This window comes from Sphingomonas dokdonensis (genome assembly GCF_002197685.1).
Taxonomy (GTDB): domain Bacteria; phylum Pseudomonadota; class Alphaproteobacteria; order Sphingomonadales; family Sphingomonadaceae; genus Sphingomonas; species Sphingomonas dokdonensis.
The window spans coordinates 22,046-40,285 of the sequence record NZ_NBBI01000008.1 but is presented as its reverse complement, the minus strand read 5'-3'; the positions used below and the strand labels follow the sequence as shown (position 1 = coordinate 40,285).

The window sequence follows — 18,240 nt, the reverse complement described above, 5'->3', positions numbered from 1 at the left end:
GCCGCTTTTGTTTTCCGGCGGGCGCGACTAAGGTCCGCCGCCTTCCCGTCAAATCTGGAGTAAGCCGTGGCGCTCACGCCGCAAAATAACGAAGCGTTCCTGCGCGAAGTCGACGAGGAACTGCGCAAGGAGCAGGCGGCGGCCATCTGGCGGCGCTGGGGCCTGGCGATCGCGGCTGCGGTGGTGCTGGGGCTGCTGATCTTTGCCGGCTATCTGTTCTGGCAGCATCGCGAGCGCGAGGCGGCGGGGCGCGAGGGCGAGCAATTGCAGCTTGCGTGGGACAATCTGTCCGCCGACCAGAACGCCAAGGCCGCGCCGCAGCTGGCCGAGCTGAGCAAATCGGATTCGGACGGCTATCGCGCGGTGGCGCTGTTCGCCGAGGCGGATGTGCTGCTCCAGAAGGACGATCTGAAGGGCGCAGCGGCCAAGTTCGGCGCGATCGCGGCGGATGACACGCTGGCCGAGCCGTTCCGTCAGCTGGCGCTGGTGCGGCAGACGATGGCGGAGTTCGACACGATCAAGCCCGATGCGGTCGTCAGCCGGCTGCGCGGCGTGGCGGTGCCCGAAAACGCCTATTTCGGCAGCGCGGGCGAGCTCGTCGCGCTGGCCTATCTGAAGCAGGGGCGGCGCGATCTGGCGGGGCGCTTGTTCGGGCAGATCGCACAGTCGGAGCAGGTGCCGCCCTCGATCCGTCAACGCGCGGTTCAGATGGCAGGCGTACTGGGCGTCGATGCCGTGCCGGCGGACGCAGGCACGAAAGAGGACGTGACCAAGCAATGAAGAAGTCGATTGCCACGCCCGTCGCGCTCGCGGCTCTTATCGGGCTGAGCGCCTGCGGGGTGTTCAAATCCGATCCAAAGAAGACGCCGACGGTCGGCAATCGCGTGCCCATCCTGACGGCGGAGAATGCGGCCGAGGTCGATCCGTCGCTGTCCGGCGTGCAGGTGCTGCTGCCGCCGGCAACGGTGAACGCTGAATGGTCGCAGCCGGGCGGCAATGCCGCGAAGTCGATGGGGCATCTGGCGCTTGGCGGATCGCCCGCGCGCATCTGGACCGCCAGCATCGATGGCGGATCGAACCGCCAGCGGCTGGGCGCGGCGCCGGTGGTGGCCGAGGGCAAGGTCTTCGTGGTCGACGTCAATGCGCAGCTCCACGCCTTTTCGGCGGATACGGGCGCGTCGCAGTGGACGGCGGACCTGTCTACCACCAAGGAGAATCAGGCCGCGTTGTTCGGCGGCGGCGTGAGCTATGACGGCGGGCGCGTCTATGCGACCGACGGGCTGGGCGACGTGGTGGCGCTGAGCGCGGCGGACGGCACGGTGGCGTGGCGGGTGAAGCCGGGCGGTCCGCTGCGCGGCGCACCGACGATCGCCAACGGCCAGGTCTATGTGCTGAGCCAGGACAATCAGCTGTTCGCGCTCAACCAGACCGACGGCAAGGTGGTGTGGACCGGAACCGCCAGCGTCGAGACGCAGGGCGTGTTCGGTGTCGCCGCACCGGCCGCCGCGGCGGGCACGATCGTGGCGGGCTTCTCGTCGGGCGAGCTGAACGCCTACCGCTACGAGAACGGGCGGACCTTGTGGCAGGACGCGCTGTCGCGCACGAGCATCTCGACCTCCGTTTCGAGCCTGGCGGACATCGATGCCGATCCGGTGATCGAGGACGGGCGCGTCTATGCCGTGGGGCAGGGCGGGCGCATGGTGGCGATCGAGATCGCGACCGGCCAGCGTCTGTGGGAGCAGAATTTCGCCAGCATCTCCGAACCGTGGCTCGCGGGCGAGTGGCTGTTCATCATCACCGACGATGCGCGGCTGGTCTGCCTGTCGCGCGCCAACGGCAAGGTTCGGTGGATCGGGCAGCTTCAGGCGTATCGCAACGTCGAGAAGCGCAAGAACCCCTACACCTGGTATGGCCCGGTGCTGGCGGGTGACCGGCTGTGGCTGACCAATTCGCGCGGCGAGATCGTCGGCGCGTCGCCGGCGGATGGCAGCGTGCAGGTGACGATCGATGCGGCGAAATCGTTCACGCAGCCGCCGGTGATCGCCAACCAGACGATGTTCGTGCTCGATCAGGACGGCAAGCTTTCGGCCTATCGCTGAGACAAGGGAGGCGCTGCGGTGACGCGGCGCCTCTCGTCGCGGCGCCGCGTAAGGCGATCCTGCTTTCGCTCCCGCGGCGGGAGTTGTAGGGGCGGGCGATGAAACGTCTCCCTTCCGTCGCAATCGTGGGCCGACCCAATGTCGGCAAGTCGACGCTGTTCAATCGCCTCGTCGGCAAGAAACTCGCCTTGGTCGACGATCGGCCGGGCGTGACGCGCGATCGCCGCGAGGGCGACGCGAGCCTGCTTGGGCTCGATTTCCGCATCGTCGATACGGCCGGCTACGAGGATCACGACGCGCAGTCGCTGCCGGGACGGATGCGTTTGCAGACCGAGGCGGCGGTGGCTGGCGCCGACGTGGCGCTGTTCATGGTCGATGCGCGCGCGGGCATCGTGCCGCTGGACGAAGAGATCGCGCGCTGGCTGCGCGGATCGACCACGCCGATCGTGCTGGTGGCGAACAAGGCCGAAGGGCGCGCGGGCGAGCAGGGGATCCTTGAGGCGCTGGCGCTTGGCTTTGGCGATCCGGTGCAGCTTTCGGCCGAGCATGGCGAGGGCATGGGCGACCTGTTCGAGGCGCTGCTGCCGCATCTGGAGCGCGACGAGGACGAGGACCTGTCGGCGGAGGACGAGGAAGATCCCGCCGCACCGCTGAAGCTCGCGATCGTCGGCCGGCCGAATGCGGGCAAGTCGACGCTGGTGAACCGGATGCTCGGCGAAGATCGCATGATCACCGGGCCGGAAGCCGGCATCACGCGCGATTCGATCGCGATCGATTGGGAGTGGCTGGGCCGCCCCGTACGACTGATCGACACCGCGGGCATGCGCAAGCGCGCCAAGGTGCAGGACAAGCTGGAAAAGCTGTCGGTCGCCGATGCGCTGCATGCGGTGGATTTCGCCGAAGTGGTCGTATTGCTGCTCGACGCGACGCTTGGCCTCGAATCACAGGATTTGCGTATTGCCGATCGCGTTCTGGAAGAAGGCCGCGCGCTGATCATCGCGCTGAACAAATGGGATGTGGCGCAGGACCCGTCGTCTTTGTTCAACGGCGTGAAGGCGGCGCTGGGCGATGGCCTCAGCCAGGTGAAGGGCGTGCCGCTGATTACGGTGTCCGCGATGACCGGGCGCGGTATCGACCAGCTTATCTCGGCTGCGTTCGAGACGCGCGAGGCGTGGTCGCGGCGCGTGCCGACGGGCGAGCTGAACCGCTGGTTCGAGCGGGCGATCGAGGCCAATCCGCCGCCGGCGCCGGGCGGCAAGCGGATCAAGATGCGCTACGTGACGCAGGTGAAGTCGCGCCCGCCGAGCTTCGTGATTTTCGGCACGCGCGTCGATCAGCTGCCCGCCAGTTACGAGCGATATCTGGTTAATTCGGCGCGCAAGGACCTGGGCTTCGGCGCCGTTCCGATCCGCCTGACGCTACGTGCTCCAAAGAACCCGTTCGGCAATTGAAGATCACCTTCTCTTTACCTCTGCGGTAGTAGTTTGCGGTCGAGAAGCGCGTCGACGTTTCAGGCCAGGGCAAAGGGACGGCATCGGTGTCATTCGAAGGTAGCACGCTTGTGGATTGGCCATCGTTCGCGAAGGCGAAGGGTGAGCTTGGTGCCGACATGCCGCGCATTCTTGGCTATTTCCGCGAGGACGGGGTCAAATCCGTCACCGCGATCGAGGAAGCGCAGCGCGCGCTGAACACCGCTGGCCTGGTGATCCCGGCGCATACGCTGAAGGGCGAGGCGCGTCAGTTCGGTGCGCTGCCGCTCGCCGATCTGGCGGAAAAGATCGAGTTCATGGCGCGTGACCTGATGGAAAGCCGCGACACGCCGGAGACGATATTGGAAGACGTGGTCGCACTGCGGCCGTTGTTCACGCAATCACTGGCGCTGCTGGAGCGCGAAGCGAACCCAGCGCGCGAGGGCGCGGGGTTGCGTGACCGCCGCCCGGTGCTTGGCTTCGGGCGGCGGGCGACGCCGGGTGGCGGCTTCGGCCGCGCCTGAGCCGCCGCGGCGCTAGGCCGTCGCGCGACGAGGCACGCGACGGCAGGCGGGATCAGCCGTGCGGCTTGTCCGCCTCTGCGTTGAGCTGAATGTAATTGGGCAGGCCCATCCGCTCGATCATCTCGAACTGACGCTCGAGCGTGTCGACATGCTCTTCCTCGCTGATGAGGATGCGCGTGAAAAGATCGCGGCTGACGAAATCCTTCACTTCCTCGCAATAGGTGATCGCCGCCTTGAGCTGCGCCACTGCCTCGATCTCCATCGCGAGATCGGCCTTCAGCACTTCCTCGACGGTTTCGCCGATGCGCAGACGGCCGAGCAGCTGGAAATTGGGCAGGCCATCGAGGAACAGGATGCGCTCCGCCAGCCAATCGGCGTGCTTCATCTCGTCGATGGATTCGTGCCGCTCGTATTCGGCAAGCTTCTTGACGCCCCAATGCTCAAGCAGCCGATAGTGCAACCAATATTGATTGATCGCGGTGAGTTCGTTCTTCAGCGTCTCGTTGAGAAACTCGATGACGCGTGCGTCGCCCTTCATGTGATATGCCTCCGTGTTGGCCAGCCTCTACCGTGCCGAAGCCAAGGGCGGCAATCGAAAAATGGCGGATTTCTGCGGTTTTCAGAAGCTGCGACTGTTACGCAGCAGCACGCTCGTCATCGATAATCGCTCGCGCGAACGGGGTGCACTGCCCGCATTTGGGCTGGCGTCCGAGCGAGCGATACGCCTGGCACGCGGTGGTGGATCCAGCGCGCGCGGCTTCGCGGACCTGACATTCACGAATGGCGTTGCACACGCACACGACCATGAACCACTCCTCTTTGTCGCACCACGGTTAGCGCTAGTGAGAGGAGTTCGCAAGTAGATTTGCGTGTCGTTCGCAACAGCAGGACGGCTCAGGATGGCGCGCGACGGATCCGTTGCCGGTGGCCGCGCGACAGCGAGCGCCAGAGCCATTCCAGCGGGCCGTAGGCGAATCGCCGCAGCCACCAGGGCGACCAGAGCAGCATCACGGCCCAGAGCGCGAGCACGACCGGGTATAGCTGCCACCGTGACAGATGGCCGAACCAGCCGAGGCCGTAGCCGTAGAACAGGAACGTGCCGACGAGGCTGGCGCCGAGATAGTTGCTGAAGGCCACGCGGCCGACCGCGGCGAGGCGGGCGGGCCACCGAGCGCCCGGCGCGCGCGCGACCAGCGTGATGATGAGCGCTGCGTGTGCCAGCGTGACGAATGGGCGAAGCAGCGCGAGGTGCAGGCGATCGGTCAGCAACAGCGTGATCGGATCGAAGTGGCTGCGGTCGATCCACAGGACGAGGGGAATGTAGAGCGGCAGGCAGATGCCGTAGCCGACGATCATCGCGGTGCGGTAATGGCGTGGTGCCCATGCGCCGCTGAAGAAGCCGCTGCGGTATAGCGCCATGCCGAGCAGCATGAGCGCGATCGTGTCGGGCATGTTCTGGGGAATGCCGAACCGCTGCGTCTCGGCGGTGATCGCGATGCGTGCCGGCAGAATTTCTGCCCAACCGCCGCGAAACGTCTGCACCTCCGTCGCCGCATCTCGGCGCAGCTGGTCCAGGCTGTGGCGGTAGTCGGCCCATTGCTCGCGGAGTGCTGGCGGGGCGGCGGTGGCGGTAGCGCGCGCCTCGAACGCGCGGGCGGCGGCATGGTCCAGCGCGCCGGTGACGAGCTGCGTGGCCAGCAGCAGCACGGCCACCGCGAGAAGCCGCGGCGGCTCCCAGCGCCACGCCAGGAAGACGATCATGCCTGCCAGCGCGTAGAGCACCAAGATGTCGCCCGACCAGATCAGATAAGCGTGCACCATGCCGATCGCGAGCAGGCTGGCCATTCGGGCGTAGTGGCGGCGCGCAGGCGATTGCCGCTGCACCAGCGCGCGATCGGCGATGAGGATGGTCGAGGCGCCGAACAACATGGTGAAGAGGCCGCGCATTTTGCCGTCGGCCACGACGAAGGTGATGGCCCAGGCCCACCAGTTCGCGCCAGTCGCGCCGCCATAGACGGTGGGGTCGCCGTACGCCGCGCGGGGCAGGGCGAAGGAGACGATGTTGAGCAGCAGGATGCCCATGACGGCAACGCCGCGCACCGCATCGATCTGCACGAGGCGGCGGGCGTCGCTGGTCGGCGTGCCGCTCTCGTCAGGCGCGCGCGGCGGAGCGGCGATGGTGGGCGTGCTCAGTCGATCAGCTCGCCGCTCTGGTCGCCATGGCCGCGCCGAACGTGGCGGCGCCCGCGCTTGCGCTGCGGCGAGGCACGGTCGAGCGCGATGATCGCGATGATCGCCAGCACCAGCACGGTGGCGAAGAAGATGACGTAATCGGACGACGGATCGAAACGAATGAGGCCCATGATCAACTCGTCGGCGCGGGCTCCGGTGCGGCTCGCGGGTTAGCGATACCGCCGCGCGTCGCGGCAGGGAAGGGCTCAGGCGGCGGGCTGCACCGTCTGGCGAAAGGCGCGCCAGTCCTCACGCACGGACAGCAGCTTCAGTCTGACCAGCTCGTACAGCGCCGAGTCGCGCTGGTTGGTGGCGGCGATCATCTCGCGCAGCGCGGGTGTTTCCTCCACCGCGTTGTCGGCCGTATCCTCGGTCTTGCGCTTGTGCTCGGACGGCATGCGGTCGTGGCCGAGCAGCAAGGAGAGAATGTTGAAGGACAACGGATACATTTCGAGCAGGCCGATGAAGGCGTAGTTTGTGCTGATGAACGCGTCGATCTGATCGGGCGTGCGGACGCCGTTGGGGAGCATGAAGCGCGCCATCTTGTCCTGCGTTTCGTTCGCCTCGATGTAGCTCTCGACCGTCGGAAAGCGCTCGATCGTTTCCTTGTAGGTCGGGTGGGTCGGCGTGCGCGAGTAGCGATAGTCGGAGATGACGCGCTTCACCGGGTCGCGCAGAAAGGTGAAGGCGCGGGCGTCTGGCCGGGCGGCGCGTAGCGGGGCGGCCTGGTCCCAGGAGAAATGGCCCGAGCAGGAGCGGGCGTCGCCCAGCGCGCCGCTGTCGATCACCGCTGCGATCTCGTCCTCGATGCGCGAGAAGGTGACGGTCTCGCCGTGGAAATAGCGGCGATGGATGTTGTGATAGGGCGGGCGCATCCGGTTGAGCTCGGCCGAAAGCGAGGAGCCGGCGGTCTTCGGGATGTGGATGAAGATGCACAATTCGTCGGCGAAGCGATTGGCGTCGAGGAAACGCTCCAGATTGCCTTGCGCGATATCGCCGAACGCCACGTTTGATGCTCTCCCTTGCTCCGTGACCCAATGGCAGCTTGCTAGCCGGCGTTCAACGCGGCGCCGTCCATCGCGATGTTCTTGCGCCCGGCGGCATATCGCGCACCGAGGAAGAGGGCGCCGGCGCCGGTGAGCGCCAGGAAGCCGACCACGAGAGCGTCGACCGCCATCATGATCCAGACGAGCCATTCGGGCCGACCGATCGCGCCGTAGCCGAGGGCGTAATGTACGATCATCAGCGGCAGGGTGCCGGCTGCGACGTAGAAGAAGGCTCGGGCGAAGCTGCCGGCCATGATCGCGACCGAGCGGAACGGGCCGATCCGCGCATTGCCGAGCGGCCAGGCGACGAACCAGGCGGTGAGATAGATCGAGACGACGCTGGCCGCGATCATCGCGACCAGCCCGGCGTAGGACGAGGCGCGCGGCGCGAGGCCGAGCATGACGCCGAGCGGCGGGCCGAAGAGGGCGAACCACTGCCACCCGGCCTTGAACGCGAACTGGATGCCGAAGAGCGTCGCTGCCGGGCGCTCGATCCGCTTGGCGCGGTTTGCATCGCGGTTCCAGGCCATGTAGCGGGTGAACCAATAGCCGGGCAGCAGAAGCGACAGCACCTTGGCGAAGCCGAGGATCAGGCGGCGCTGATCAAAGGCAGCGGCGGCGGCGAGGCCGTGCCGGTAGAGGCCAAGGTCGATCTCCACCACATGCTGCGCGAATTCGAGCAGGACGGGGATGGAGAAGAGGACCGGCAGCGCCAGCGCGAAGGCCGCGCTATCGGCATAGAGCTGCTTCACGTCGCGCCACATCGGCCGACTGTAGAACGCGCGCAGTGACGATGCGAGCAAGATCGCCGTGGAAGCCGGTGCGCCTGAAGACGCACCGGCTCCATCCGATCAGGCGGTGAGCAGGCGCTTTTCGCCGGCGATCTTCATCATCGCCTTTTGCAGCTTTTCGAACGCGCGCACCTCGATCTGGCGGACGCGTTCGCGGCTGACGCCATAGACCTGGCTCAGCTCCTCCAGCGTCTTGGGATCGTCGGTGAGGCGACGCTCGGTGAGGATGTGCTTCTCGCGATCGTTCAGGCTGTCCATCGCGTTGACGAGCATGCCGTGGCGCACGTCGGCTTCCTGCGCCTCGGCGACGACATGATCCTGCAGCGGCGCATCGTCCTGCAGCCAATCCTGCCACTGGCCCTCGCCATCCTCGCGCATCGAGACGTTGAGCGAGGTGTCGCCGCCCATCGCCATGCGGCGGTTCATGCTGACCACGTCGGCCTCGGTCACGCCGAGATCGGTCGCAATCTTCTGCACGTTTTCGGGCGTGAGATCGCCATCCTCGAAGGCGTCGAGGCGCGCCTTCATCCGGCGCAGGTTGAAGAACAGCTTCTTCTGCGCGGCGGTGGTGCCCATCTTCACGAGGCTCCACGAGCGCAGGATAAATTCCTGGATCGAGGCGCGGATCCACCACATCGCATAAGTGGCGAGTCGGAAGCCGCGATCGGGCTCGAACTTCTTCACGCCCTGCATCAGGCCGATATTGCCCTCGCTGATCAGCTCGGACACGGGCAGGCCATATCCGCGATAGCCCATCGCGATCTTCGCGACGAGACGCAGGTGGCTGGTGACGAGCTGGGCTGCCGCCTCAGGATCGCCATGCTCCTGAAAACGCTTGGCGAGCATATATTCCTGCTCGGGCGCCAGGATGGGGAATTTCTTGATCTCGGCGAGATAGCGGTTGAGGCTCTGCTCGCCGCCGAGTGCGGGGATCGTCGCAGGGACGTTGCCGCTGGCCATGATTACCTTGTCTCCCTTTCCGGAGAAACGCGCGCCGCAAGGCGGCGACGCGCTTTCACCTTATACGTCGAGTTGACTGAACAGTTCCTGCATGTCTGCAGGCATCACGCTTTCAAACGACAAAGCGACACTTGTTATCGGATGAATGAACCCCAGCCGGGCGGCGTGCAGCGCCTGGCGACGGAACGAAAGTTCATCAAGTTGACGCTTATGAGCTTGTTTTGTTCTACCATAAACGGGGTCGCCCAGCAAGGCGTGGCCGATCGAGGCCATGTGGACGCGGACCTGGTGGGTGCGGCCGGTTTCGAGGCGGCATTCCACCAGCGACGCCTCGCGCAGCGGGTGCACGGTGCGATAGTGCGTCACCGCGCGTTTGCCATTGGCGACGATCGCGACCTTTTTGCGGTTCTGCGGCGAGCGGGCGAGCGGCGCGTCCACCTTGCCCTCCGGCGGCATGGGGCGGCCGTTGACGATCGCCTTGTAGCGCCGGTCGATCGTGTGCGCGGCGAATTGCTTGGCGAGCCCCTCGTGCGCACGATCGGTCTTGGCCGCCACCATCAGCCCGGACGTGTCCTTGTCGATCCTGTGGACGATCCCCGGCCGCGCCACGCCGCCGATGCCCGACAGCGAGCCGCCGCAATGGTGCAGCAGCGCGTTGACCAATGTGCCGTCGAGATTGCCGGCGGCCGGGTGAACGACGAGCCCGGCGGGCTTGTCGATCACGATCAGGTGATCGTCCTCGAACGCGACGACGAGCGGGATATCCTGGGCCTCATTATGCGCGGGGGTCGGGGCAGGAACGGCGACCGCGAAGACGTCGCCAGCGGCGGCGCGCTTCGCCGGATCGCGGACGAGCACGCCGTCACGCTCGACATGCCCGGCGTTGATCAGCACCTTCAGCCGCTCGCGCGACAGGGTGGGCACCGCGTCGGCCAGCGCGCGATCCAGGCGCCAGCCGTCGGCGGCTGGAGCGATGGTCGCTTGAATGATGGAAACCCCCCGGTCCATTAGGTGTACTAGATGGATATGACGCTCCACATTTCAAGATTGCTGGCGGCCCAAATCGTTTCGGAAACGATGCGTTTTTCCGACGAGATCTGCGGGCTTCTGCTGGGGCGCGATAACGTGGTGGAAGCGATCGAGCCATGCGCCAATGTGCACGCCACCCCGGCCACCCACTTCGAGCTTGATCCGGCGCCCTTGTTCCGTGCGTTGCGCGCGTCGCGAGCGGGTGGGCCGCAGGTGATTGGTTATTACCATTCGCACCCGTCCGGCCTCGCCGCGCCGTCGCCGACCGATGCAGTGCAGGCGGCGCCCGATGGCGCCTATTGGCTGATCGCTGCGGGCGACGATCTCACCGCGTGGCGGGCAATGCGCGATGGAGCGGTTCATGGCCGCTTTGATCCGGTATCGCTCGCCATTGCACCCTAGACTCGGGTGCGTCATGGAGCGGCTATGACCATCGATCCCGTTGAGTTCGCTAGCCTCCTGTGCTCGCGCCTGTGCCACGATCTGCTGTCGCCGATCGGGGCGCTGAACAACGGGCTGGAGCTGCTCGCCGACGAGACCGATCCGGCGATGCGCGAGCGGTGCATGGAACTGATGGCGGAGAGCGCGCGGACCTCGGCGGCGAAGCTGAAGTTCTTCCGGCTCGCCTTTGGCGCGGCAGGTGGCTTTGGCGAGGCAGTCGACACGCGCGAGGCGCAGCAGGCGATCGAGGGGCTGTTCGGCGAGACCAAGCGGCTGACGATCAACTGGCTGGTCGAGGAGCCGCAGCTGCCCAAGACGGCGATCAAGGTGCTGCTGAACCTGGCGATGATCGCGGGCGATTCGCTGGTGCGCGGCGGCACGCTGGATATCGGCAGCGAGACGAACGAGGCGGGGATCGAAATCGTGCTGAAGGCCGAGGGGCCGCGCACGCTGCTCGACGAGGAATTGCGCGGGACGCTGGTGGACGGCCGAGCGGCGGAGGCGATCACGCCACGCGCAGCGGCGGCATTCCTGGTGCACCAGATGGTGAAATCGGCAAACGGGCGCGTGATGGTGAGCGCGCCGGCGGATAACGTGCTGCTGTTCGGCGCAACGATGCGTCCACGCTAAGTAAGGGCGTCCACGGTAAATCAGGGCGTCCACGGTAAACCAGGAATTTACCTGCGCTGCGCCATGGCAGGGGCGCAATGGACGATCTGCTGCAGGAATTCATCGCGGAAACCCGCGAGACGCTGGCCGCTTTGTCGGGCGAAATCGTCGCCTGGGAAGCCGATCCGGCCGATCGCGGTCGGCTGGATGCGATCTTTCGCTTCGTCCACACCGTCAAGGGTAGCTGCGGCTTTCTGGATCTGCCGCGGCTCGCGCGGCTGAGCCATGCGGCGGAGGACGTGCTGCAGGCGGTGCGTGCCGGCGAGCGCGCGCCCGATGCGCGGCTGGTGACCGCGGTGCTGGCGATCATCGACCGGATCGGCGAGATCGTCGAAGCGATCGATGCGGGCGCACCGCTGGACGACAGCGGCGAGGACCTGTTGCTCGCCGCGCTGACCGAGAAGGTGGAGGCCGCGCCGCTGATGCTGGTCGCGGCGGAGCATGCGCCGGGCGTGGCCGCCCCGCGTGCCCCGGCGCGCAGCATCCGCCTGTCGGTGGACCTGCTCGACCGGATGATGAACGGCGTGTCGGAAATGGTGCTGGCGCGCAACGAGCTGGCGCGGCGCCTGCGCGACAGCGCCGATCCGACGCTGGAAAACGCGATCGACCGGCTGTCGCTGACCGTATCCGAGCTGCGCGACACGGTGACGCGCACGCGCATGCAGGCGATCGATTCGCTGTTCTCGGCCTTGCCGCGCCTTGTGCGCGACACGGCGGGCGTGCTGGACAAGAAGGTATCGCTGGCGATCGACGGCGCGGACGTGGAGCTCGATCGCGAGATGATCGAGCTGCTGCGCGATCCGATGGTGCATATCGTGCGCAACGCGATCGATCATGGCATCGAGACGCCCGAGGAGCGCCGGCGCGCGGGCAAGCCCGAGGCGGGGCGGCTGGCGATCGCGGCGCGGCAATCGGGCAACCGCATCATCGTGGAAATCGCCGACGACGGGCGCGGCATCGACACCGCGCGGCTGGTGAGCAAGCGGATCGAGCAGGAGCCGGCGCGGGCCGCCGAACTGAACGCGCTTTCCGAGCGCGCGCGGCTTGACCTTGTGTTCGAGCCCGGGTTGTCGACGCGCGACACGGTGACGGCGACGTCGGGGCGCGGTGTCGGCATGGACGTGGTGCGTACCAACGTCGAGCAGATCGGCGGCACGATCAAGCTGCGCAACGTGCCCGGCAAGGGCCTGACAACGACCATCGAAGTGCCGCTGACGCTGGCGATCCTGTCGGCGGTGATCATCAGCGCGGGTGACGATCGCTATGCCGTGCCGCGCCAGGCGGTGGAGGAGATCGTGGCGGCGCGGTCCAGCGCGGTACGGATCGACACGGTGGGCGATGCGCTGCTCGCCACGGTGCGCGGGCGGCGGCTGCCGGTGGTGCAGCTGGGCGCGGTGCTGGGCACCAGCGATGCCTTGGGCGACATGCTGATGATCGTGAACCTGCCGGGCGGCAGCTTCGCATTGGGTGTCGAGAGCGTCGAGGATACGCAGGAACTGGTGGTGAAGCCGGTGGCGCCCGCCGTGATGGCGGCGGGGCTGTATGCCGGGCAGATGCTGCCCGACACGGGCGTGCCGCTGCTGCTGCTCGATTGCGCCGGGGTGGCGGCGGCGGCGGGCGTCTCGTTCGAGCGCGTGGTGGTCGCCGAGCCAGAGGTGGAGGAGCCGGTGGCGGAAGGCACGCCGGCGCTGATGTTCGAGGCGCTCGACGGGCAGCGGCGGATGATTCCGCTGGCGGCGGTCGAGCGGATCGAGGCGGTGGTGGCGGCGTCGATCCGGCAGGCGGGCGGGCGCTGGTGGGGCACGGCACGCGAGGGCGTGCTGGCCTTGATCGTGCGCGACGGCGTGCCGCCGCGCGAGGGCGAGGCGGCGGCGCTGATGTTGCCGGGCGCGGACACGCCGACCGGCTATCTGGTGCGCCGCGCGCTCGACATCGTGACGTACCATGACGAGTTGCTGCCGTCGCAGGATCCGGCGGTGCGCGGCATCCTGGTGCTCGAGGGCGAGCCGATCGAGGTGATCGATCCGGCGCGGCTGGGCGATGAACGCGCAGGCGAGGCGGCGGCGCCGATCTGCCTGTTGCAGGGTGAGGACACCGCGTGGATGGAGGCAATGCTGACGCCGCTGATCACGGCCGCCGGCTATCGCGTCGCCCGCACGCTTGGCGCAGGCGAGCAGGCGGCGGTGACACTGGCGGTGGGGGACGATGCCGCCGCCGACGGGCAGGTGGTGCGCCTGCCGCGCGATCCGGACACGGGCCGCCCGCTGCTCGACACCGATGCGCTTGCCAGCGTGCTGAACATGAAGGCGGGGCGATGAGCGCGGTGTTGCACCTCCTGGCGCATGTCGGCGGGCGTGCGATTGCGGTGCCGGCCGATGCGGTGGAATCGGTGGTGGACATCACCAAAGTGGTGCGCGCGCCGCGCGCGCATCCGGCGGTGCGCGGGCTTGCCACGCTGCGCAGCCGGGTGGTGACGGTGGTGGATACCTGGCGGCTGCTCGACCTGCCGGCGCCCGACGACGAATCCTGCCGCGCGATCATCACGGTGGTCGACGGGCATCATCATGCGGTGCTGGTCGATACGCTGGAGGATGTCGCGCCGCTCGACGTGCAACCGCTGCCGCCGGGGCTGTCGCTCGGCTGGCGCTGGGCGGCGGTGGCGACGGGATCGGCCGATCGCGATGGCGAGCCGGTGCTGGTGATCGACATCGCGCGGCTGGTCGAAACAATCGTCGCTGCGGGTTAAGTTATTCGAACAACGGCCGTTCTACACATTAGAGCGTACCATAAGTGGGGTTGTAGTTGATGAAATCGTGTCTCGTCGTCGACGATTCCAAGGTGATCCGGAAGGTCGCCCGGCATATTCTGGAAGGGCTCGATTTTACCGTGTCCGAGGCGGGTGACGGGCAGGAGGCACTGGACGCCTGCCGCTCGAAGATGCCCGACGTGATCCTGCTCGACTGGAACATGCCGGTGATGAGCGGCATGGATTTCCTGCGCGCGCTGCGCACCACCGATGCCGCGCCGCGGCCCAAAGTGGTGTTCTGCACCACGGAAAACGGCGTGGCGCATATCCGCGCGGCGATCGACGCGGGTGCCGACGAATATGTCATGAAGCCGTTCGACCGCGAAACGCTGGCCAGCAAGCTCCAGATCGTCGGCGTCGCCTGACCTTCATGGCGCCGGCCTCCGCCTCCATCGCGGCGCCCGTGGGCGCGCGCCCTCGCGTGCTGATCGTCGACGATTCGGCGGTCGCGCGCGCGGTGCTGACGCGCATGGCGGAGGGGGCGGCGTGCACGGTCGCGCATGCCGCGACGAACATCGCAGGCGCGCTGCAGTTTCTCGCCTGCGAAAGCGTGGACGTGATCCTGCTCGACCTGGAGATGCCGGGGATCCACGGGCTGGCGGGGCTGCCCGATATCCTGGCGGCGGGCGCCGGCGCACGGGTGCTGGTGGTCTCCTCCGCGGCGGCTGATGGCGCGGCGGCGACGGTGGAGGCGCTGGCGCTGGGCGCGGCGGATACGCTGGTGAAGCCGGGCAATTGCCTGTCGAGCGGCAGCTTTGCGGCGGCGCTGGCGGAAAAGCTGGTACGGCTTGGCGAGCGATCCGAGCCGGCGATTCGTACCTTGGCGGCGCCCTCAGATACGCTGCACGAGGTGGACGCGGTGGCGATCGGCGCCTCGACGGGCGGCATCCACGCGATCAACACCTTGCTGACCGCGCTGCCGCCGGCGTTTCGCCGCCCGATCGTGATCACGCAGCATCTGCCGGCAGCATTCGTGCCCTTTTTCGCCGAGCAGCTAGGCGCCGCAACGGGGCGATCTTGCGTTCTGGCGACCGACGGCATGCTGCTGCGCGACGACATGATCGCGGTGGCGCCGGGTGACGCGCATCTCATGGCAACCCGAATGGCGGGGGGTGTGATCGGCATCCGGCTTAGCCGCGCGCCGGTGGCGAACGGCAACATGCCATCGGTCGATCCGATGTTCGAAAGCTTTGCCGCGTGTTTCGGCAAGCGCCTGCTGGCGGTGGTGCTGAGCGGGATGGGACGCGACGGGCTGGCGGGCGCGCGGCGGGTGCGCGCGGCCGGCGGGACGGTGGTGGTGCAGGACCAGGCGAGCAGCGTGGTGTGGGGCATGCCGGGCGCGGTGGCGGCCGAGGGGCTGGCGCAGGCGGTGCTGCCGCCCGAGGCGATCGGCAGCTTCATCATCGACGGCGCGCGGGTGTTCGCATGATCGCTCAGCGGCAGATGCACGCGGGCGAGGCGAGCGCGCTCACCATGTCGGCGCTCGCCGCGCTGCTGGAACAGCGCACCGGGCAGCGGATCGCGGCAAACCGGGCGTGGCGGATCGACACGGCACTGAAGCCGATCGCCACCGAGCGGGGCATGGCCTCGATCGACGCGCTGGTGGCCGAGGTGCGCGGCGGCGGCAATGCGGCGCTGGCCGACCAGATCGTCGACGCGCTGCTGAACCAGGAAACCTCGTTCTTCCGCGATGCCGGTGCGATCGAGACGGCGGCGGAGGCGATTGCCACCGTTGCCACGGGTCGGCCGCGGATCTGGTGCGCGGGCTGCTCGACGGGGCAGGAGCCGCTGTCGCTCAGCATGGCGCTGACCGAGCGGGAGGTGGAGCACGAGCTGATCGCCACCGACGTGTCGGGCCACGCGATCAATCGCGCACGCGCCGGGCGCTATTCGCAGTTCGAGATCCAGCGCGGGCTTGCGACCATGCGGATGCTGCGCTGGTTCGACCAGGACGGATCGGACTGGATCGCGCGGCCGGCGCTGGTGCGCGGCATCAACTTCCGGCGCAGCAACGTGGTGCTCGATACGCCGCCAGGGCGCATTTTCGATGGCGTGCTGTGCCGCAACGTCCTGTTCTATCTCGCGCCGGACCTGAGGCCGCGCGTGCTGGATGCGATCGCGGACAGCCTGCGGCCGGGCGGGCTGCTGATGCTGGGTGCGGGGGAGACGGTGATCGGCCAGTCCGACCGGTTCGCGCCGAGCAAGCGGTTTCGCGGGCTGTACGAACTGGTCGCGCCCAAGCCTGCCGCATAGCCATAGCGGGGCGTCGCCCTGCAATGCTAAGGCCCGCGAACCGACCGCGGGGCTGCAGGAGTGTTCATGACGCCAATCGAGGCGCCATCGCCGAATTTCGACGAGCGTAAACTGCCGATCACGATGATCGTGCTTCATTATACCGGCATGCAGGATGCGGCATCGGCGCTGGCGCGGTTGCGTGATCCCGAGGCGCAGGTCTCGGCGCATTATCTGGTGGAGGAAGACGGCGCGATCACCCGTCTGGTGCCCGAGGAGAAGCGCGCCTGGCACGCCGGCAAATCGCATTGGCGCGAGATCGAGGACGTCAATTCCGCCTCGATCGGCATCGAGATCGTCAATCCGGGGCATGAATTCGGCTATCGTCCATTTACGGACGCGCAGGTCGATGCGGTGATCCGCTTGGTCCACCAGATCAAGGACCGGTACGAGATCACGCGCGGCAATATCGTCGCGCATTCGGACATCGCGCCGGCGCGCAAGCGCGATCCGGGCGAGCTGTTTCCGTGGCACAAACTGGCGCGGCTGCGGCTGGCGCTGCCCCGTCCGACGAAGAACCTGATGGATCCGATGTGGGGCGAGGCCGCCTTCCTGCTGGCGCTGGAACGCTTCGGCTATGACGTGACCGACAAGATGGCGGCGATCGTCGCGTTCCAGCGCCGCTTCCGCCCCGAGCTGATCGACGGCGAGATCGATGCGGAGTGCCGCATGATCCTGCTCGCGTTGCTGCTGCCGCGGCCGCAGGGAGACGATTAGCCACCGGCTGCTCGCCGATGTGAGACAATCCGTCCAATCGTTGCTCAATAGGCTGAGCACTATGTCGGCGCGTGGATGCTGCCGTTTGGCAGGTGCATCGCGATGGAGCCGGCAATGTCTGACAAGAAGATCCACAAGTCGGCGACGCTGGCCGAGGGCGAAGCATTCGGCTGGATCATGAGGAGTGGCTGGAAAGGTCTGTGCCCGCGCTGCGGTGAGGGGCGGATGTTTCAATCGTGGCTGAAGATCACCGACCGGTGCGAATGCTGCGGGCTGGATTATCGCTTCGCATCGCCGGATGACGGGCCGGCGTTTTTCTCGCTCTGCATCGCCGCGCTTCCGCTGATCGCGATCGTCGTGTGGGTGGAGGTGGCCTTTTCGCCGCCATGGTGGGTTCACCTGCTGACGTCGACGCCGATCATGGTGCTCGGCACGCTGCTGCCGCTGCGACCGATCAAGGGATGGTTGGTGGCGTCGCAGTTCATCAACCGCGCGCAGGAAGCCGGCACGCAGCGGTTGTGGGCGCAATTGCATGGCACGGATCGGGGCGACTTCGATCAGTGATGTGATGGCGCATGGGCGTGTGATTACGCTCGGTTGCGGCCATACCGAAGAAGTGGCAGGCTTTGCGAATGCTTGCAGGACTCGCCGTTATCTTAGCGTCTGCGATCGTCTCGGGCGGGGCTGCAACGTCGACAGAGGGAATACGAAACACAGTCTGCAGACAGAAGCTTGCCGCGGTGGCGGGAGACAAGTTCAGCCTGTTGGCGCTACCTGCCAAGAACAAGAACAACGAAAGCGGCGTTGTTTTGCTCGTCAATTGTTCCCGTCGCGTGATCGTTAGTGTCCGCGACCCGAAAACTTCTCCTCGACGTTTGACGGAGTTCGTCTATGATCGCCGTGTCAAGAAAACAATCGGCCGGGACGGTAATAATTATGAGTTCATGAACTTCAATGAGAGAGCGAATAACTCTTTCACCGAAGCCAACTTTTATTCCAAGAACACCTATTGGCGAGGGAAGTGCCGGTTTGACGGTCTTGAGCTGACAACCGTTGAGCCTGACACGGAAGGAGGCCCTAGGAAGATCACGTTTAGCTTGAACGTATGCGAGAACATCGTTCTCGCCTTGGTGGAGGCTCCTTAACCGCAGCTCCCGTTCGACGC

The 18,240-nt window shown here is 66.8% G+C and carries 22 protein-coding genes; 14 read left to right on the top strand and 8 right to left on the bottom strand.

Annotated features, from left to right (window positions below; genetic code table 11):
- The first annotated feature begins 66 nt into the window (after window positions 1-66).
- The 4 genes from SPDO_RS15005 to SPDO_RS14990 all read left to right on the top strand — a co-directional run bounded on the left by SPDO_RS15005 (window position 67) and on the right by SPDO_RS14990 (window position 4,092).
- Window positions 67-780, top strand: a complete 714-nt coding sequence (locus SPDO_RS15005; protein ID WP_088368334.1) for a tetratricopeptide repeat protein — start codon at window positions 67-69, stop codon at window positions 778-780.
- The gene (locus tag SPDO_RS15000) at window positions 777-2,099 is read left to right on the top strand and encodes a PQQ-like beta-propeller repeat protein (RefSeq protein WP_088368333.1); all 1,323 of its coding nucleotides are present in this window, start codon (window positions 777-779) and stop codon (window positions 2,097-2,099) included. Before SPDO_RS15005 ends, SPDO_RS15000 begins: the two co-directional genes overlap by 4 nt.
- Before the next feature lie 98 nt (window positions 2,100-2,197).
- The gene (gene der, locus SPDO_RS14995) at window positions 2,198-3,550 is read left to right on the top strand and encodes a ribosome biogenesis GTPase Der (RefSeq protein WP_088368332.1); all 1,353 of its coding nucleotides are present in this window, start codon (window positions 2,198-2,200) and stop codon (window positions 3,548-3,550) included.
- Between the two features lie 86 nt (window positions 3,551-3,636).
- The gene (locus SPDO_RS14990; RefSeq protein ID WP_088368331.1) at window positions 3,637-4,092 is read left to right on the top strand and encodes an Hpt domain-containing protein; all 456 of its coding nucleotides are present in this window, start codon (window positions 3,637-3,639) and stop codon (window positions 4,090-4,092) included.
- Window positions 4,093-4,144: 52 nt separating this feature from the next.
- On the opposite strand, the gene bfr is transcribed toward SPDO_RS14990, so the two are convergent.
- The 8 genes from bfr to SPDO_RS14960 form a co-directional block, all read right to left on the bottom strand.
- Window positions 4,145-4,630: a bacterioferritin gene (gene bfr / locus SPDO_RS14985; RefSeq protein WP_088368330.1), complete on the bottom strand. Its 486-nt coding sequence runs from the start codon at window positions 4,628-4,630 to the stop codon at window positions 4,145-4,147.
- 97 nt (window positions 4,631-4,727) lie between these two features.
- The gene (locus SPDO_RS14980) at window positions 4,728-4,898 is read right to left on the bottom strand and encodes a (2Fe-2S)-binding protein (protein WP_088368329.1); all 171 of its coding nucleotides are present in this window, start codon (window positions 4,896-4,898) and stop codon (window positions 4,728-4,730) included.
- An 88-nt stretch (window positions 4,899-4,986) separates the two neighbouring features.
- Window positions 4,987-6,207 carry a DUF418 domain-containing protein gene (locus SPDO_RS14975; RefSeq protein ID WP_088368328.1) on the bottom strand — a complete coding sequence of 407 codons (1,221 nt, stop codon included), beginning with the start codon at window positions 6,205-6,207 and terminating at the stop codon, window positions 4,987-4,989.
- A gap of 74 nt (window positions 6,208-6,281) precedes the next feature.
- The gene (locus tag SPDO_RS16865; protein ID WP_158212213.1) at window positions 6,282-6,455 is read right to left on the bottom strand and encodes a hypothetical protein; all 174 of its coding nucleotides are present in this window, start codon (window positions 6,453-6,455) and stop codon (window positions 6,282-6,284) included.
- 75 nt (window positions 6,456-6,530) lie between these two features.
- A complete protein-coding gene (locus tag SPDO_RS14970; RefSeq protein ID WP_158212212.1) occupies window positions 6,531-7,331 on the bottom strand; it encodes a sulfotransferase family 2 domain-containing protein in 801 nt (266 codons plus the stop codon).
- Window positions 7,332-7,372: 41 nt separating this feature from the next.
- Window positions 7,373-8,173, bottom strand: a complete 801-nt coding sequence (locus tag SPDO_RS16860; protein ID WP_158212211.1) for a hypothetical protein — start codon at window positions 8,171-8,173, stop codon at window positions 7,373-7,375.
- A 48-nt stretch (window positions 8,174-8,221) separates the two neighbouring features.
- The gene (gene rpoH / locus SPDO_RS14965; protein ID WP_211280102.1) at window positions 8,222-9,121 is read right to left on the bottom strand and encodes an RNA polymerase sigma factor RpoH; all 900 of its coding nucleotides are present in this window, start codon (window positions 9,119-9,121) and stop codon (window positions 8,222-8,224) included.
- Window positions 9,122-9,181: 60 nt separating this feature from the next.
- Complete coding sequence (locus tag SPDO_RS14960; RefSeq protein WP_088368325.1) at window positions 9,182-10,129, bottom strand: RluA family pseudouridine synthase; 948 nt, start codon at window positions 10,127-10,129, stop codon at window positions 9,182-9,184.
- 12 nt (window positions 10,130-10,141) lie between these two features.
- On the opposite strand from SPDO_RS14960, the gene SPDO_RS14955 reads away from it, so the two are divergent.
- The 10 genes from SPDO_RS14955 (at window position 10,142) to SPDO_RS14910 (ending at window position 18,220) form a co-directional block, all read left to right on the top strand.
- Window positions 10,142-10,552, top strand: coding sequence for a M67 family metallopeptidase (locus SPDO_RS14955; protein WP_245829553.1), 411 nt, complete (start codon window positions 10,142-10,144; stop codon window positions 10,550-10,552).
- Window positions 10,553-10,576: 24 nt separating this feature from the next.
- Complete coding sequence (locus SPDO_RS14950; protein WP_088368324.1) at window positions 10,577-11,221, top strand: histidine phosphotransferase family protein; 645 nt, start codon at window positions 10,577-10,579, stop codon at window positions 11,219-11,221.
- A 77-nt stretch (window positions 11,222-11,298) separates the two neighbouring features.
- Window positions 11,299-13,578 carry an Hpt domain-containing protein gene (locus SPDO_RS14945; RefSeq protein WP_088368323.1) on the top strand — a complete coding sequence of 760 codons (2,280 nt, stop codon included), beginning with the start codon at window positions 11,299-11,301 and terminating at the stop codon, window positions 13,576-13,578.
- A complete protein-coding gene (locus SPDO_RS14940; RefSeq protein WP_088368322.1) occupies window positions 13,575-14,006 on the top strand; it encodes a chemotaxis protein CheW in 432 nt (143 codons plus the stop codon). Before SPDO_RS14945 ends, SPDO_RS14940 begins: the two co-directional genes overlap by 4 nt.
- A gap of 59 nt (window positions 14,007-14,065) precedes the next feature.
- Complete coding sequence (locus SPDO_RS14935) at window positions 14,066-14,431, top strand: response regulator (RefSeq protein ID WP_088368321.1); 366 nt, start codon at window positions 14,066-14,068, stop codon at window positions 14,429-14,431.
- A gap of 38 nt (window positions 14,432-14,469) precedes the next feature.
- Window positions 14,470-15,495 (top strand): chemotaxis protein CheB, encoded by a 1,026-nt coding sequence (locus SPDO_RS14930; protein WP_245829551.1) that lies wholly within the window; start codon window positions 14,470-14,472, stop codon window positions 15,493-15,495.
- Complete coding sequence (locus tag SPDO_RS14925) at window positions 15,492-16,319, top strand: CheR family methyltransferase (protein WP_245829550.1); 828 nt, start codon at window positions 15,492-15,494, stop codon at window positions 16,317-16,319. The genes SPDO_RS14930 and SPDO_RS14925 overlap by 4 nt, the downstream gene beginning before the upstream one ends.
- Window positions 16,320-16,385: 66 nt before the next feature.
- A complete protein-coding gene (locus SPDO_RS14920; protein WP_088368358.1) occupies window positions 16,386-17,075 on the top strand; it encodes an N-acetylmuramoyl-L-alanine amidase in 690 nt (229 codons plus the stop codon).
- A gap of 114 nt (window positions 17,076-17,189) precedes the next feature.
- Window positions 17,190-17,639, top strand: coding sequence for a DUF983 domain-containing protein (locus tag SPDO_RS14915; protein ID WP_088368357.1), 450 nt, complete (start codon window positions 17,190-17,192; stop codon window positions 17,637-17,639).
- A 68-nt stretch (window positions 17,640-17,707) separates the two neighbouring features.
- Window positions 17,708-18,220 (top strand): hypothetical protein, encoded by a 513-nt coding sequence (locus SPDO_RS14910; protein WP_088368319.1) that lies wholly within the window; start codon window positions 17,708-17,710, stop codon window positions 18,218-18,220.
- Window positions 18,221-18,240: the final 20 nt, after the last annotated feature.